Consider the following 15,031-nt stretch of genomic DNA (forward strand, 5'->3'; position numbering starts at 1 on the left):
ATCACCTTTATCACCTTTAGGACCCTGCGGACCCTGTGGGCCGGGACATCCAGGTCTACCTTGAGGACCTTGAGGGCCAGGGCAACCGGGATCACCTTGCGGACCTTGCGGGCCCTGAGGGCCAGGGCACCCGGGATCACCTTGCGGACCTTGCGGGCCCTGAGGGCCAGGGCACCCGGGATCACCTTGCGGACCTTGCGGGCCCTGAGGGCCAGGGCACCCGGGATCACCTTGCGGACCTTGCGGGCCCTGAGGGCCAGGGCACCCGGGATCACCTTGCGGACCTTGCGGGCCCTGAGGGCCAGGGCAACCGGGATCACCTTGCGGACCTTGCGGGCCCTGAGGGCCAGGACATCCGGGCTTACCTTGAGGACCCTGTGGACCAGGGCAACCAGGATCACCTTGTGGACCTTTAGGGCCTTGAGGACCAGGACATCCAGGCTTACATTCAGGATCAGGAGGGCAAGGTTTATAGTCTGGAGATGGTGAATTACAGGTATATTTTATTAATATATAAGGTGAATTAGGAGTTCTACTACTATCGTATCCAATTAAGCTATCTACGATATTTTCTATTCCAACTAAAGTTATACCATTATTTGCAAGAGTGTTGTTGTGCCAATTAATTACTAAATTTGTTATATCTATTTTTATGAATGTTCCCACATCTGTATCAGATATTGTTTTTTTATATGGAGTTATAGAAATATCGGGTGCAGTATTCCATGTAACCGTATTTCCTCTAAAATTATTTAAGTTATTGTAGACAGTTATGGATTGGCAGGGATACTTGCAATCAAGCTTATTTTTTCTATTTACGTAAATATTTAGATAGGCATTTGATATTACAGATCCGTTTGGTATTGAATCTTCAATGTTAAATTTTAGTAAACTTGCATATGCATCTGGACATCCATTATATTGGGTGTACTCTCCGCTATATAAAGCTGGTGATGAGATAAAATTTGTATTTGGAAAAAATTCTGATATATATACATCATCAGTAGGATAAACTGTAAAAATAGCCATAAGATTGCCTCCTCATTTTCGAGTATTATTCTGTTGTAATGAAAAAGTTGTATAGTTTAATATTTGGTTAATTATAATATATGGAATTATATAGGCTTTGGTTACATTTTGTAGTTTTGTAGTAAGTAGAATTTTAATGGTAATGTAGGTATTTTATAGTACTATAATGACAAATTGATATAAATTTAGTTATTCAGAATAAAATAAGAGTTTTAAGATCCTTTTAGTATATCTATGTTTGTTAAATATATACCAAACTAATGTACATATATTTTACAAAAAAGGAATTAAGACTAAAAATATATTCAATAAATATATGAGAGGGGAACTTCCTATAAATTATCTGAAATCGTTGACAAAATAAGAGTACAGGTATATAATTTTAATAATATATAATAAGTATATACAAGCCGATATTTATAAAAATTGACTAACATATCTCTTAAAATGCCACTAAAATGCCACTTAGAAAATTTGTAAATCAGAGAATCTTTACTATTGATACTTTTTTAAGATTAAATTTAGATAAGAAATTTTTGTTAATAAGTTATAAAATAAAAATTATTTAAATTTGCATGTTTATTTCTTAACATTTTTTCTGTATACTATAGTTAGTAGATAAATAAAAAAAGTTGTTTTGTGAAAATAGTAAGTTATATCTATAATTGTAGTCAAATACAATTATTTTATAAGTATAATATGGGTTTTAGGTAATTAAGTTGACTTGAGAAATAATTGCTGTTGTAAAGCTTTTATTTTGAGAAGGAGGGAATTATTAAAATGGAAGAGAAGACGATCTCAATTGACAAGGCTACATTGGAACTGCTGGAAAAAGCGAAGAAGGATGAAGTGGAAACGGCCTGGGATAGAAAGTCTGCACTAAAGACACCCTGCGGATTTGGTTCAGCTGGAGTCTGTTGCAGGAATTGTGCTATGGGACCCTGTAGAGTAAGTCCCGTACCTGGAAAGGGAGTTTCAAGGGGCATATGTGGAGCTACGGCAGATGTAATAGTTTCTAGAAATTTTGCAAGAATGGTTGCAGCAGGTACGGCGGCACATTCGGATCATGGCAGAAGTATAGCTCTTACTTTGTATCATACTAGTGAAGATGGAAATATAAAAGTTAAAGATGAGGAAAAATTAAAGAGAGTTGCAGGGAGATTTAATGTTGAAACTAAAGAAAGAGATAAATATGATATAGCACATGATGTAGCAAAGGAAGGATTGAATGATTATGGGAGACAGCTTGGAGAAGTAAATTTACCACCTTCTGTTCCGGAAAAAAGAAAAGAAATTTGGAAAAAACTTGGTATATTTCCAAGGGCAGTTGATAGAGAGATAACGGCAGTTATGCACTCAACCCACATGGGATGCAATGCGGATGCAGAGAGCATGATCAAAATGTCCATGAGATGTTCATTGACGGATGGATGGCTTGGATCATACATGGGTACGGAATTCAGCGACATAATGTATGGAACTCCTCACTCGGTAGATACTGAAGCAAATCTTGGAGTACTTGAGAAGAACTCTGTAAATGTGGTTTTACACGGACATGAACCAATTCTTTCAGAAATGATAGTACAAGCAGCCTCCGATCCGGAGCTGATAGAACTAACTAAATCGGTGGGTGCTGATGGAATAAACCTGTGTGGAATGTGTTGTACTGGAAATGAAATTAGTATGAGGCATGGAATAAAGCTGGCAGGAAACTTTATGCAGCAGGAACTGGCAGTTGTTACGGGAGCAGTGGATGCATTGATAGTAGATGTGCAGTGTATAATGCCAGCACTGGCGAAGTTGTCACAATCTTATCATACTAAGTTTATAACTACTTCACCAAAGGCGCATATTAAAGATTCAACTTATATTGAGCTGGATGAAGAACACCCGTTGGATTCGGCCAAGAAGATTTTAAGAGAGGCAATATTGAACTTCAAAAATAGAGACCAGAGCAAAGTAATGATTCCTCAATTAAAGTCAAATGCAATTGTAGGATATAGTGTAGAGGAAATTTTAAATAAATTAGATAAAGTTGTAAATACCGAGATAGGACCAATGCAAACTGTAAAACCTTTGGCAGATGTTATAGTATCTGGAGTATTGAGAGGGGCTGCAGCTGTAGTTGGATGCAACAACCCTAAGACTACTCAGGACTACAGCCATATTGAAACTATAAAGGGATTAATAGCAAATGATGTTATCGTTGTTGTTACTGGGTGTGCAGCTCAGGCAGCGGCAAAATATGGATTATTACAGAAGGAAGCAGTAAAATATGCTGGGCCTGGACTAGCTACTGTATGTAAACTTGTAGATATACCACCTGTCCTTCATATGGGATCTTGTGTGGATATAAGCCGTATACTGGATCTGGTTGGAAGAGTGGCAAACCACCTGGGAGTTGACATGAGCGATCTTCCAGTAGCAGGTATAGCGCCGGAATGGATGTCTGAAAAGGCTGTGGCAATAGGTACCTATGTAGTAACTTCAGGTATTGATGTTTGGCTTGGGATAGTTCCTCCTGTAACAGGTGGGCCGGAAGTAGTGGACATTCTTACCAATAAAATTGAGGATTGGGTAGGGGCTAAATTCTTTATAGAAACAGATCCTAAAAAGGCAGTTGAACAGATTGTAAATAGAATGAATGTAAAACGCAAGAAAATAGGAATTTAAATACAGTTGTTGAAAATAAGTTAATAACGGGTTTTAATTCGTAATGGCTTAAAATGATACAAAATATTTTATCAAAGTGATACACTGAAATATCTGTGTATCACTTTGAGGAAATTTTTTATAACAATTGATGCAGCTTATGTCAAATATTAATGAAAGAGGGGGATTGCATATGAAGATGAAGATGGCTATAACAGGTAAAGGTGGTGTGGGAAAAACTACACTTGCAGCAGTAATGAGCAGAATATATGCATCAGAAGGATATAAGGTTTTAGCTGTGGATGCGGATCCTGATCCCAATTTAGCACTGGCTCTAGGATTTCCCCCTGAGATAACTGAAAAAATTGTGCCAATTTCAGAAATGAAAAAATTAGTAGCTGAAAGAACTAAATCTACACCGGGAGCTTTTGGAAAGATGTTCAAAATAAATCCTAAAGTAGATGATATACCAGAGAGATATTGCAGAGAATATAATGGTGTTAGACTTTTAACTATGGGTACAGTTGACACCGGTGGAACAGGGTGTTTCTGTCCTGAAAATGTACTGCTGAAAAAACTGACTTCTCACTTACTTCTTCAGAATAAAGATATTGTAATAATGGATATGGAAGCTGGAATTGAACATTTGGGAAGGGGAACGGCCCAGGGTGTAGATGTATTTATTGTTGTTGTAGAACCTGGCATAAGGAGTATACAGACTTTTAAGCATGTAAAAAAATTGGCCATGGATATAGGTATTGAGAAGATATTTGTAGTAGCTAATAAAATTAAAAATAAAGAGGATGAAAATTTTGTACTTAAAAATATAGACGAAAAAGAATGTCTTGGTTTTATGCATTACAGTGGCGCGGTAGGAAGTTCTGACAGAGTTAATAAATCTCCCTATGATTCCGATAAGGAAACCGTGGAGGAGGTAAAAAAAATAAAACAAAAATTAGAGATGGGGGTATAATAAATGACTTATAAATCAGACATAGAAATAGCTCAGGAGTGTAAAATGGAGGACATAAAAGACATTGCTAAAAAACTTGATATTTCCGAAGATGACATTGAATTATACGGTAAGTATAAAGCAAAAGTGAATTATAACCTGTTAAAGACTACTCCTAGTAAAAATGGAAAACTTATACTCTGTACAGCTATAAACCCGACTCCAGCAGGAGAAGGAAAAACTACCACAGCAATAGGCGTTGCAGATGCACTGGCAAAACTCAACAAATCAGTAGTTGTTGCACTTAGAGAACCGTCCATGGGACCTGTATTTGGAATAAAAGGCGGAGCTGCCGGTGGTGGATATGCCCAGGTAGTACCTATGGAGGATATAAACCTGCATTTTACAGGAGACATACATGCATTGACTGCTGCTAACAACTTACTGGCAGCAATGATAGATAATCATATATATCAAGGTAATAAACTTAACATAGATCCGAGAAGAATTTCTTGGAGAAGATGCGTGGATATGAATGACAGACAACTTAGATTTGTTGTAGATGGATTGGGTGGAAAGGCAAATGGTACACCTAGAGAGGATGGATTTGATATAACAGTTGCTTCAGAAATTATGGCTATATTCTGTCTGTCAAGTGACATAATTGATTTGAAAAACAGAATTGCTAAAATAGTTGTAGGCTACACTAGAGATGGCAAACCTGTAACGGCTCACGACTTAAAAGCTGAGGGAGCTATGGCGGCACTTCTTAAAGATGCATTAAAGCCAAATTTAGTTCAAACTCTTGAAGGAACGCCTGCATTTGTACATGGTGGACCATTTGCAAATATAGCTCATGGATGCAATTCGATAATGGCTACTAGAATGGCACTGCATTTTGGCGATTATGTAGTTACAGAGGCAGGATTCGGTGCTGACCTCGGTGCTGAAAAATTCCTTGATATCAAATGCAGAATGGCAGGGTTAAAACCGGATGCAGTAATAATAGTTGCTACAGTAAGGGCGCTGAAATACAATGGTGGAGTTCCAAAAGCTGAATTAAATAGTGAAAATTTGGAAGCGCTTGAAAAGGGACTTCCTAATCTGCTAAAACATGTAGAGAATATAACTAAGGTATATAAACTGCCTGCAGTTGTTGCGTTGAATGCTTTCCCTACTGATACAAAAGCTGAACTTAAATTGGTGGAAGATAAGTGTAAGGAATTGGGCGTAAATGTTAAATTGTCGGAAGTATGGGCAAAAGGCGGCGAAGGTGGAATAGAAGTTGCCAAAGAAGTACTGAATCTTATAGAAAACGGCAGAAACGATTTTCAGTTTGCCTATGATGAAAAACTTCCAATTAGAGAAAAGATAAGAACTATAGCTCAAAGAATATATGGTGCCGATGATGTTAATTTTACAAGTCAGGCAGAAAAGGAAATTGATGAATTGGAGAAACTAGGTTTTGGACAGACTCCAGTTTGTATAGCTAAAACTCAATACTCCCTTACTGATGATCAGACTAAACTTGGAAGACCTACAGGGTTCAAGATTACAGTAAGACAGGTTACAATTTCGGCAGGGGCAGGTTTTGTGGTTGCAGTAACTGGTTCGATAATGAAGATGCCAGGGCTTGGAAAAGTTCCATCTGCCGAAAAAATAGATGTGGATGAAAATGGAGTGATAAGTGGATTATTCTAGGATGTTTTAGGAGGTGGCAATATGAAATTGGCAGATAAAACCTGCAGGGATTTTGTGGAGGTTTTAGCTTCTAAATCGGCCACACCAGGTGGAGGCGGAGCTTCTGCAATTGTAGGAGCCATAGGTATGGCACTTGGAAGTATGGTGTGCAATCTTACTATAGGCAAGAAAAAATATGCCCAGTATGATGAAAAGGTAAAGGGAATATTGAAAAAGGCTGCTGATTTACAGGATGAACTTTTAAAATTGACAGATGAGGATGCAGAGTGTTTTCTCCCGCTTTCCAGGGCTTATGGAATGCCTAAAAATACTGAACAGGAAAGGAAATTGAAATCGGAGACTTTGGAAAGGTGTTTAAAGGAAGCCTGCAGCGTTCCGGTAAATATTGTTAAGAAAGCCTATGAAGCCATTGAACTTCACGAGGCACTTGTAGACAACTGTTCAAAGCTTGCCATAAGTGATGTGGGAGTAGGAGTTCAGTGTCTTAAAGCTGCTATTATTGGAGCACAGCTCAATGTAGTAATAAACATAAATTCTATTAAAGATGAGGAATACGTAAAAAAAGTAAAATTAGAAACAGAACCCTTAGTTGATAAGGGTGCCGAAATTGCAGATAAAGTGTACAAAAAAGTTCTAGATAAGCTTTGTAAGTGAGAAATATGAGAGCTTCGCAGGAAATATTTGTATTTCTTGCGAAGACATTTATCAATCAATTCTAGTTTGACATGCAGTTAATTTTAAATGTGAAGGAGATTATAAGTATGGGTCAGATAATTAAAGGTAAACCTGTGGCAGATGCCATAAGTGAAACTTTAACTAAAGAAGTTGAAAATTTAAAGGTAAAGGGTATTACTCCAAAACTTGTAATAGTGAGAGTTGGAGCAAACGGAAGTGACCTTGCTTATGAAAGAGGAGCTTTAAAAAGATGCAGTAAAATTGGAATAGACGCAGCTGTCAAGGAGTTACCTGAAGACATAGCACAGGATAAATTTATTGAAGAACTGAAAAAAGTAAATGAAGACAAGAGTGTAAACGGGATAATGGTGTTTAGACCTTTCCCCAAGCAGCTGGATGAAAATGTTATAAAATATGTAATTGCCCCTGAAAAAGATATGGACTGTTTTAGTCCTGTAAATGTTGCAAAGGTGATGGAAAATGATAAGACAGGGTTTGCCCCTTGTACTCCATCTGCGGTTATAGAGATATTAAAGTACTATAAGGTACCTATGCAGGGCAAACGTGCAGTTATAATAGGAAGATCTATGATAGTTGGGAAACCAATGGCCATGCTCCTTCTAAATGAGAATTCTACGGTTACAATATGTCATTCCAAAACTGTGGATATGCCAGAGGTTTGTTCGGAAGCGGATATACTTGTAGTAGGTATAGGAAGAGCCAAAATGATAGATTCAAAGTATGTAAAAGATGGTGCCGTAGTCATAGATGTGGGTATAAATGTAGATGAAAATGGAAAGATCTGTGGAGATGTGAATACAGCAGATTGTGAGCCAAAGACTTCAATGATTACACCTGTGCCGGCAGGAGTGGGCTCGGTAACGTCTTCCATTTTGGCACAGCATATTATAAAAGCCTGCAAATTGCAGAACAGCTTATAGGCCTTTAAATAAATGGAGGGGTAGGATATGATTATTTCAGAAAAAAAACCTTTTGAGGAGTTGCTGGATTATCTCAAGGACAGTAAAAAAGTAATAATTACAGGATGTTCACTTTGTGCTTCTACCTGTAAAGTAGGCGGAGAGGAAGAAGTATTGGAAATGAAAACCAGGCTGGAGGAAAACGGTAAAAAAGTTCTAGGCTGCAAAATACTTGATCCTTCCTGCAATTTCCTGAAGACGAGAAAAGATTTAAAATCATTGAAATCTGAGTTAAAAGAAGCAGATGCGATTTTGTCTCTGTCCTGCGGGGATGGGACGCAGACTGTAGCCAAACTGGTCGATATCCCTGTTTATCCGGGAAACAATACCATGTTTATAGGCGAAGTGGAAAGGGTAGGGCAATATTCTGAAGCCTGCAGAGCTTGTGGGAACTGTCAGCTCGGGTGGACTGGCGGAATATGTCCTGTTACTCTGTGTGCAAAAGGGCTTTTAAATGGTCCCTGCGGCGGGGCAAGAGACGGCAAATGTGAAGTCAATCCCGAGAATGATTGTGCCTGGATATTAATATATAATAGGTTGAAGGAATTGGGGCAGCTTGATAATCTGGAAGAATTAAGAGAACCAAGAGATTATCAGATAAGCTCACACCCTAGGAAGATAAACTTGAGAGCTAAGTAATGATCAAAAGGAGGATTTAAAAAATGAGCTTGCTAAAAGAAGCTTTTAAAAAAGGTGATTTTGCAGTTACAGCTGAAATGGCACCTCCCAAGGGAACGGATCTTTCGCATTTAATTGAGTGCGCCAATAATGTGAAGGGAAGGGTTCACGGAGTAAATGTTACAGATTTTCAATCTGCTACGTTAAAAGCCACATCTCTTGCTACTTGTAAAGTTCTAAAGGATGCAGGACTAGAACCAGTATTTCAAATAACGGGAAGAGACAGGAATAGGATAGCAATTCAGGGAGAACTTTTATCTGCAGGTGTATTTGGAATAGAAAATGTTTTGGCACTTACGGGAGATTATACTGGTGTAGGAGATCATCCGGGAGCTAAGCCGGTTTATGATCTTGACAGTGTTGGCATATTACAGGTAGCCAATACTTTAGCTGCTGGAAAAGATATGAGTGGAAATGATTTAAATGGAGTTCCTAAATTCTATTTAGGAGCCTGTGTTACTCCTAAGTATGAGCCGCTGGAGCTTCAGATTATTAAAATGAGGAAAAAAATTAAAGCTGGAGCTAAATTTTTTCAAACTCAGGCTGTTTATGATATAGATATTTTAAGGGAATTTAAAGAAAAAACTAAAGATTTAAACGCCAAGATCATGATTGGCATAATACCCTTGAAATCAGCTGGCATGGCCAAATATATGAATAAAAATGTACCGGGAATATTTGTTCCTGAGGAACTTATTGACAGAATGAAAAATGCTGAAGACAAGGTTAAAGAAGGTATAAAGATATCAGCAGAATTTATAAGACGTATAAAAGAAGAAAAATTATTTGATGGAGTTCATATAATGGCCATTGGGGCTGAAGAGAATGTGCCTTTGATATTGGATGAAGCAGGATTATAAAATAGGGGGAGCGATTATAATGAAATTAGTTGTGATTGGAGGAGGACCAGGCGGATATGTAGCTGCTGTCCAGGCTGCTATTTTAGGGGCAGATGTAACTGTGATTGAAAAGGGATATCTGGGTGGTACCTGTTTAAATGTAGGATGTATACCTACTAAAGCACTGCTTGCTTGTTCAGATGTCTTAAATGTAACAAGAGATGCATCGAAATTTGGAATTGATTTTGAGGGAGAAGCAAAAGTTGATTTTGACTTTATTATGAAGAGAAAAAATAAAATTGTAGCTCAGCTGGTTAAAGGAATAGAAGCGATATTAAAATACAGGGGAATAAAAATTGTAAAAGGTACGGGAAAACTTTTAAATAGCAGTGAAATAGAAGTAGATAGAGAAGATGGAACCAAGGAGACTGTAAAGGCAGATAAGATTGTGCTTGCCACTGGCTCCGTACCTGTGGCACCTAAATTTTTTAAATATGACGGTAAAAGGGTTATAACCTCTGATGAGGTACTTAATTTAAATAAGCTTCCAAAATCCATGATTATAGTAGGAGGAGGCCCTATAGGCTGTGAAATAGGATATTTCCTTCACTGCGTGGGAACTGAAGTCAAAGTAGTGGAAATGCTGCCTCACCTGGCACCTCTTGAAGATGAAGATGTGGCAAAACAACTTCAAAGAGCTTTTAAACGGGAAAAAATAAAGTATTTTGTAGGAGATGGCATATCCGGTGTAGAAGTTAAGGAAAATGGAGTAACTGCTGTACTGAAAAGTGGAAAAGTTCTGGAAGCGGAAACCATGCTGGTAGCTGTTGGAAGAAGGGCTTATACTGATGGTTTAGGATTGGACAATGTTGGAATTAAAACTGATAAAAGAGGTAGAATAATTGTAGATGAGTATTTGGAAACTAATGTAAAGGGCATTTATGCCATAGGTGATTTACTGCCCAGTGCGGCTCTTGCACATGTTGCTTCTAGGGAGGGTATTGTAGCTGTTTACAATGCTGTACTGAATAAAAAGAAGAAAATGAGCTATAGAGCTGTTCCGGGTTGTATATTTGTAGAACCTGAAGTGGCATCTGTAGGAATGAAGGAAAGCGAAGCAAAGGATAGAGGAATAGACTATAAGATTGGGAAATTCGATTTTAGAGGTCTTGGGAAAGCCCAGGCTATGGGCAAATTCCAGGGATTTGTAAAGATAATTACAGATGAAAAAGATGTTATTATTGGAGCTGCAATAGTAGGAGAACGGGCTACAGATATGATTGGTGAACTCACTGTTGCCTGTGAATTGGGGTTGACTGCAGAGCAGATAGGGGAAGTTATTCACCCCCATCCCACACTTTCTGAGGGAATAATGGAAGCACTCCATGATGTCCATAATCAATGCATTCACTCTATTAAATAGGGATCATGTCTCTGGGGATATATGTACTGGTAGAATTTTTAAATTAAAATGTTTATAGATAATTTTTATCATGGCAATATAAGGAGGTTGAACTATGGGATACAAAATAGCTGTAGCAGGTAAGGGAGGCACGGGCAAAACTACACTGACAGGTCTTTTAATTGACTATCTTATAAAAAAAGGCGCTGGGCCTATTCTGGCAGTCGATGCCGATGCAAACTCCAATTTAAATGAAGTGCTTGGAACAGAAATTGAAGAAACTATAGGGGAAATAAAAGAGGATGTAAATCAAAGATCACTTTCAGGAGATAGTTTTCCGGGGGGCATGAGAAAGGCAGATTATCTGAAGTATAAATTAAATGCTTCAATGACTGAAGGTGATGGATACGATCTTATTGTCATGGGAAGATCTCAGGGACCAGGATGCTATTGTTATGTTAATGGGATACTCAAAGCGGAGGTAGATTCACTTTCAGGAAATTATGACTACATAGTAGTTGACAATGAGGCCGGTATGGAACACCTTAGCAGAAAGCTTATAGATCCCATTGATACCCTACTTCTCATAAGTGACTGTTCCAGAAGAGGTATACAGGCTGTAGGAAGAATAAGGCAGCTGGTTTCAGAATTAAATTTAAAAGTTGGTCAGATTTTTCTCATAGTCAACAGAGCTCCAGGAGGCAAATTAAATGCCGGGATAAAGAAAGAAATAGAAAAGCAAGAATTGGATTTAATCGGAGTTGTGCCTATGGATCAGATGGTGTATGACTATGACTCGGATGGCAAGGCGCTGGTAGACCTGCCAGATAATTCCCCATGTAGGAAAGCATTGAATGAAATATTATCGAAAATTGAATTTAAAAAGTAACTAAGTAACTATAAGGAGGCAACATTATGTTAAAAAAACCAGCACAAAAATATTCAGGTAAAATTGGTGAAGTTGAAATTGGAACTGGAGAAAAAGCTATAAAATTGGGCGGTGAAGCAGTATTGCCATTTTACAGCTTTGATGGGAATACTGGAAATGCACCAAAAATTGGTATGGAGATTTCAGATATTTATCCAGAGGATTGGACAGACGCGTTGAAAGAACTGTATAAGGATGTTTCAAGTGATGCTGTAAAATGGGCGCAATTTGTTGAAGAAAAATACAGCCCAGATTTCATATGCTTAAGACTTATAAGTGCAGATCCCAATGGAGAGGATGCATCACCAGAGGATTGTGCACAAAAAGTTAAAGCGGTAGTTGAAGCCATAAAGACTCCTTTGGTAATTGCAGGTACTGGCAACCATGAAAAGGATGCAAAATTATTTGAAAAAATTGCACAGGAAACGGAAGGACGCAATGTGCTTTTAATGTCTGCTGTAGAGGATAATTATAAAACCATAGGAGCAGCTGGTGTATTAGCTTATAACAACAAAATTGTAGCTGAATCTTCAGTGGATATAAATCTGGCAAAGCAGATAAACATTTTAGTAAATCAACTTGGAATTGATAATGAAAAGCTTGTAGATAATGTAGGATGTTCGGCAGGCGGGTATGGATATGAATATGTTATATCAACTTTGGACAGAGTAAAGCTTGCAGCTTTAACTCAAAATGATAAAACACTTCAAGTTCCAATCATCACTCCGGTTTCTTTCGAGACCTGGAAGGTAAAGGAATCGATAGAGCCGGAAGCAGACACTCCAGAATGGGGAAACCAGGACGACAGGGGAGTTTCTATGGAAGTTGCAGCAGCTTCAGGAGTATTGGCTTCAGGAAGTAATGCTATAATACTCCGCCATCCTAAGTCTGTGGAGATAATGAGAAGTTTTATTAAGGAACTATTGGGATAATAAGAAAACTATACTTGTATTTAAATTAAGGAGGATTCAAAATGGCTTTAACAGGATTAGGTATATTTAAGTTAACACCCAAAAAAAATTGTAAGGATTGTGGATTCCCAACTTGCCTGGCTTTTTCAATGAAGGTGGCATCTGGAGCGGTGGAAATAAGTAAATGCCCCCACATGAGCAAAGAGTCTATAGAAAAATTAGCAGAAGCTACAGCACCCCTTATGAAGACAATAACTGTAGGAAAAGGGGATACGGAATATAAATTAGGTGGAGAAACTGTTCTATTCAGGCATGAAAAAACACTTGTAAATAGAAATAGATTTGCAGTACTTTTATCAGAGAATATGGAAGATTCGGAAATAGATACTAAGATTCAGCATATGAAAGATGTGAAGTATGTTAGAATCGGTGAAGAGATGAAAACTGAATTTGTTGCCTTGAGATATGTTTCAAATAAAGATAAATATCTTGCACTGATAAACAGAGTAAAATCCAGCGGATTAAAGGTGGCTTATATATTAGTTTGCGAGGACGCAGCAGTTATGAAGGAAGCACTGCCCATAGTAAAAGACGAAAACCCTCTGGCCTATGGTGCAAACAAAGACAATTTTAAGGATATGGTAGAACTTGTAAAACAGGACAATATACCTTTGGGAGTAAAAGCAGATAATCTGGAGGAACTCTATACATTGGTAGAAGGAATTCAAAAATTAGGATATAAGAATCTGGTTTTGGATCCTGGTTCAAAGTCCATAAAGGAAACTTTTGAAAATACAGTTCAGATAAGGAGAATAAATCTTCAAGGACAGGATAGGACTTTTGGATATCCCTCCATACTGTTTTTAAATGAGCTTGCAAAGGGAGATAAATTCCAGGAGGTTACCTTATCCACATTATTTACTATGAAATATGGTTCAATACTTGTTTTAAGCGACATGGATTATTGCAGGGCGCTGCCGCTGTATGGAATAAGACAGAACATATTTACGGATCCTCAGAAACCAATGAGGGTAGAAGTTGGAGTATACGGACTCAACAATGCAGATGATAATTCACCTGTAATGTGTACTGTTGACTTTGCATTGACTTACTTTATAGTTTCAGGAGAAGTTGAAAGATCCAAGATGCCCGTGTGGATGGTTATTCCAGATGCAGGAGGATATTCGGTTTTGACTTCCTGGGCTGCTGGTAAATTTACCGGCAGTGTGATAGCTGATATGGTGAAAAATAGTGGAATAGAACAAAAAACTAAGAACAGGACCCTTATAATTCCTGGAAAAGTTGCAGTTTTAAAAGGCGAATTGGAAGAAAATCTTCCAGACTGGAACATAGTGGTGGGCACTACTGAAGCTATGTATATCCCTAAATTGTTAAAGGAAATGGCGGTAAAATAGTAAATTTTTAATAAAACAGTTGCTGGCTGAGAAAGCTTAACCAGCAGCTGAAAATATAAAAATTAGGAGGTCGTCTAATAATGGATAAATTTATGATCATAGGTGAAAGAATTCACTGTATATCTCCGACAATCAGAAAGGCTATTGAGGAAAGAAATACTGCACCTATATTTAAAAGAGCTAAAGAACAATTGGATGCAGGAGCTGATTATTTAGATTTGAATATTGGACCTGCAGGAAAAGATGGAGAAGAAATAATGCAGTGGGCTGTTAAGGCACTTCAAAGCGAATTCGACAATGTTCCACTGGCGCTTGATACTACAAATAAAAAGGCAATTGAAGCAGGTCTTAAAGTATACAATAGGGAAAAAGGTAAACCTATAATAAATTCTGCAGATGCAGGAGAGAGAATTGGGAACATAGATCTAGCTGCAGAATATGGTGCCATGTGTATAGCATTGTGTGCAAAAGAGGGAATTACAAAAGATAATGATGAGAGAATAGCATATTGTACGGAAATGCTTGAAAAAGCCATGGAACTTGGAATGGAGCCTACTGATTTACTATTTGATCCACTGTTTTTAGTGATAAAGGGTATGCAGGATAAACAGAAAGAAGTATTGGAAGCTATTAAGTTGATAAGTGAAATGGAACTCAGGACCTGCTGCGGACTCAGCAATGTATCCAATGGAGCGCCAAAGGAAATAAGACCTATAATGGATTCCACTTATGCAGCTATGGCAATACAAAGCGGACTGACTTCCGCAATAATGAATCCTTGTGATAAGAGATTGATGGAAACAATAAAGACCTGTGATGTTATAAATGGAGCTGTGTTGTATGCAGATTCCTACTTAGAATTATAGTCT

The 15,031-nt window shown here is 37.9% G+C and carries 13 protein-coding genes; 12 read left to right on the forward strand and 1 reads right to left on the reverse strand.

Annotated features, from left to right (window positions below; all coding sequences use genetic code 11):
* A partial coding sequence (locus ACFHWD_RS16525; protein WP_378062706.1) for a DNRLRE domain-containing protein occupies positions 1 to 1,029 on the reverse strand: 1,029 nt, incomplete at its 3' end.
* A gap of 780 nt (positions 1,030 to 1,809) precedes the next feature.
* Here ACFHWD_RS16525 and cooS point away from each other — a divergent pair.
* The 12 genes from cooS (at position 1,810) to acsE (ending at position 15,028) form a co-directional block, all read left to right on the forward strand.
* The gene (gene cooS, locus ACFHWD_RS16530) at positions 1,810 to 3,702 is read left to right on the forward strand and encodes an anaerobic carbon-monoxide dehydrogenase catalytic subunit (RefSeq protein WP_378062707.1); all 1,893 of its coding nucleotides are present in this window, start codon (positions 1,810 to 1,812) and stop codon (positions 3,700 to 3,702) included.
* A gap of 178 nt (positions 3,703 to 3,880) precedes the next feature.
* Positions 3,881 to 4,654, forward strand: coding sequence for an AAA family ATPase (locus ACFHWD_RS16535; protein WP_179978551.1), 774 nt, complete (start codon positions 3,881 to 3,883; stop codon positions 4,652 to 4,654).
* A gap of 3 nt (positions 4,655 to 4,657) precedes the next feature.
* Positions 4,658 to 6,334 (forward strand): formate--tetrahydrofolate ligase, encoded by a 1,677-nt coding sequence (locus ACFHWD_RS16540; RefSeq protein ID WP_378062708.1) that lies wholly within the window; start codon positions 4,658 to 4,660, stop codon positions 6,332 to 6,334.
* 21 nt (positions 6,335 to 6,355) lie between these two features.
* Positions 6,356 to 6,988, forward strand: coding sequence for a cyclodeaminase/cyclohydrolase family protein (locus ACFHWD_RS16545; protein WP_378062709.1), 633 nt, complete (start codon positions 6,356 to 6,358; stop codon positions 6,986 to 6,988).
* A gap of 107 nt (positions 6,989 to 7,095) precedes the next feature.
* On the forward strand, positions 7,096 to 7,950 hold the full coding sequence (locus ACFHWD_RS16550) for a bifunctional 5,10-methylenetetrahydrofolate dehydrogenase/5,10-methenyltetrahydrofolate cyclohydrolase (protein WP_378062710.1): 855 nt from the start codon (positions 7,096 to 7,098) through the stop codon (positions 7,948 to 7,950).
* 27 nt (positions 7,951 to 7,977) lie between these two features.
* Entirely contained in the window at positions 7,978 to 8,628 is a 651-nt protein-coding gene (locus ACFHWD_RS16555) for a methylenetetrahydrofolate reductase C-terminal domain-containing protein (RefSeq protein WP_378062711.1), read from the forward strand.
* Between the two features lie 23 nt (positions 8,629 to 8,651).
* Entirely contained in the window at positions 8,652 to 9,527 is an 876-nt protein-coding gene (locus tag ACFHWD_RS16560) for a methylenetetrahydrofolate reductase (RefSeq protein WP_378062712.1), read from the forward strand.
* Between the two features lie 19 nt (positions 9,528 to 9,546).
* Positions 9,547 to 10,929, forward strand: a complete 1,383-nt coding sequence (gene lpdA / locus ACFHWD_RS16565) for a dihydrolipoyl dehydrogenase (RefSeq protein ID WP_229981307.1) — start codon at positions 9,547 to 9,549, stop codon at positions 10,927 to 10,929.
* 94 nt (positions 10,930 to 11,023) lie between these two features.
* Positions 11,024 to 11,797: an AAA family ATPase gene (locus ACFHWD_RS16570; RefSeq protein WP_229981308.1), complete on the forward strand. Its 774-nt coding sequence runs from the start codon at positions 11,024 to 11,026 to the stop codon at positions 11,795 to 11,797.
* 26 nt (positions 11,798 to 11,823) lie between these two features.
* Complete coding sequence (gene acsD, locus ACFHWD_RS16575; RefSeq protein WP_378062713.1) at positions 11,824 to 12,768, forward strand: acetyl-CoA decarbonylase/synthase complex subunit delta; 945 nt, start codon at positions 11,824 to 11,826, stop codon at positions 12,766 to 12,768.
* Between the two features lie 41 nt (positions 12,769 to 12,809).
* Positions 12,810 to 14,162, forward strand: a complete 1,353-nt coding sequence (gene acsC / locus ACFHWD_RS16580; protein WP_150357363.1) for an acetyl-CoA decarbonylase/synthase complex subunit gamma — start codon at positions 12,810 to 12,812, stop codon at positions 14,160 to 14,162.
* An 80-nt stretch (positions 14,163 to 14,242) separates the two neighbouring features.
* On the forward strand, positions 14,243 to 15,028 hold the full coding sequence (gene acsE / locus ACFHWD_RS16585) for a carbon monoxide dehydrogenase/acetyl-CoA synthase methytransferase subunit (protein WP_378062714.1): 786 nt from the start codon (positions 14,243 to 14,245) through the stop codon (positions 15,026 to 15,028).
* Positions 15,029 to 15,031 lie beyond the last annotated feature (3 nt).

Origin of the sequence: Clostridium sp. MT-14, assembly GCF_042436595.1 — a bacterium.
Taxonomy (GTDB): Bacteria; Bacillota; Clostridia; order Clostridiales; family Clostridiaceae; genus Clostridium_B; species Clostridium_B aromativorans.

Excerpts from the sequence above, each read along its gene's own strand:
- cooS (WP_378062707.1), top strand. The coding sequence starts at position 1,810 with ATGGAAGAGAAGACGATCTCAATTGACAAGGCTACATTGGAACTGCTG.
- ACFHWD_RS16535 (WP_179978551.1), top strand. The coding sequence starts at position 3,881 with ATGAAGATGGCTATAACAGGTAAAGGTGGTGTGGGAAAAACTACACTT.
- ACFHWD_RS16540 (WP_378062708.1), top strand. The coding sequence starts at position 4,658 with ATGACTTATAAATCAGACATAGAAATAGCTCAGGAGTGTAAAATGGAG.
- ACFHWD_RS16545 (WP_378062709.1), top strand. The coding sequence starts at position 6,356 with ATGAAATTGGCAGATAAAACCTGCAGGGATTTTGTGGAGGTTTTAGCT.
- ACFHWD_RS16550 (WP_378062710.1), top strand. The coding sequence starts at position 7,096 with ATGGGTCAGATAATTAAAGGTAAACCTGTGGCAGATGCCATAAGTGAA.
- ACFHWD_RS16555 (WP_378062711.1), top strand. The coding sequence starts at position 7,978 with ATGATTATTTCAGAAAAAAAACCTTTTGAGGAGTTGCTGGATTATCTC.
- ACFHWD_RS16560 (WP_378062712.1), top strand. The coding sequence starts at position 8,652 with ATGAGCTTGCTAAAAGAAGCTTTTAAAAAAGGTGATTTTGCAGTTACA.
- lpdA (WP_229981307.1), top strand. The coding sequence starts at position 9,547 with ATGAAATTAGTTGTGATTGGAGGAGGACCAGGCGGATATGTAGCTGCT.
- ACFHWD_RS16570 (WP_229981308.1), top strand. The coding sequence starts at position 11,024 with ATGGGATACAAAATAGCTGTAGCAGGTAAGGGAGGCACGGGCAAAACT.
- acsD (WP_378062713.1), top strand. The coding sequence starts at position 11,824 with ATGTTAAAAAAACCAGCACAAAAATATTCAGGTAAAATTGGTGAAGTT.
- acsC (WP_150357363.1), top strand. The coding sequence starts at position 12,810 with ATGGCTTTAACAGGATTAGGTATATTTAAGTTAACACCCAAAAAAAAT.
- acsE (WP_378062714.1), top strand. The coding sequence starts at position 14,243 with ATGGATAAATTTATGATCATAGGTGAAAGAATTCACTGTATATCTCCG.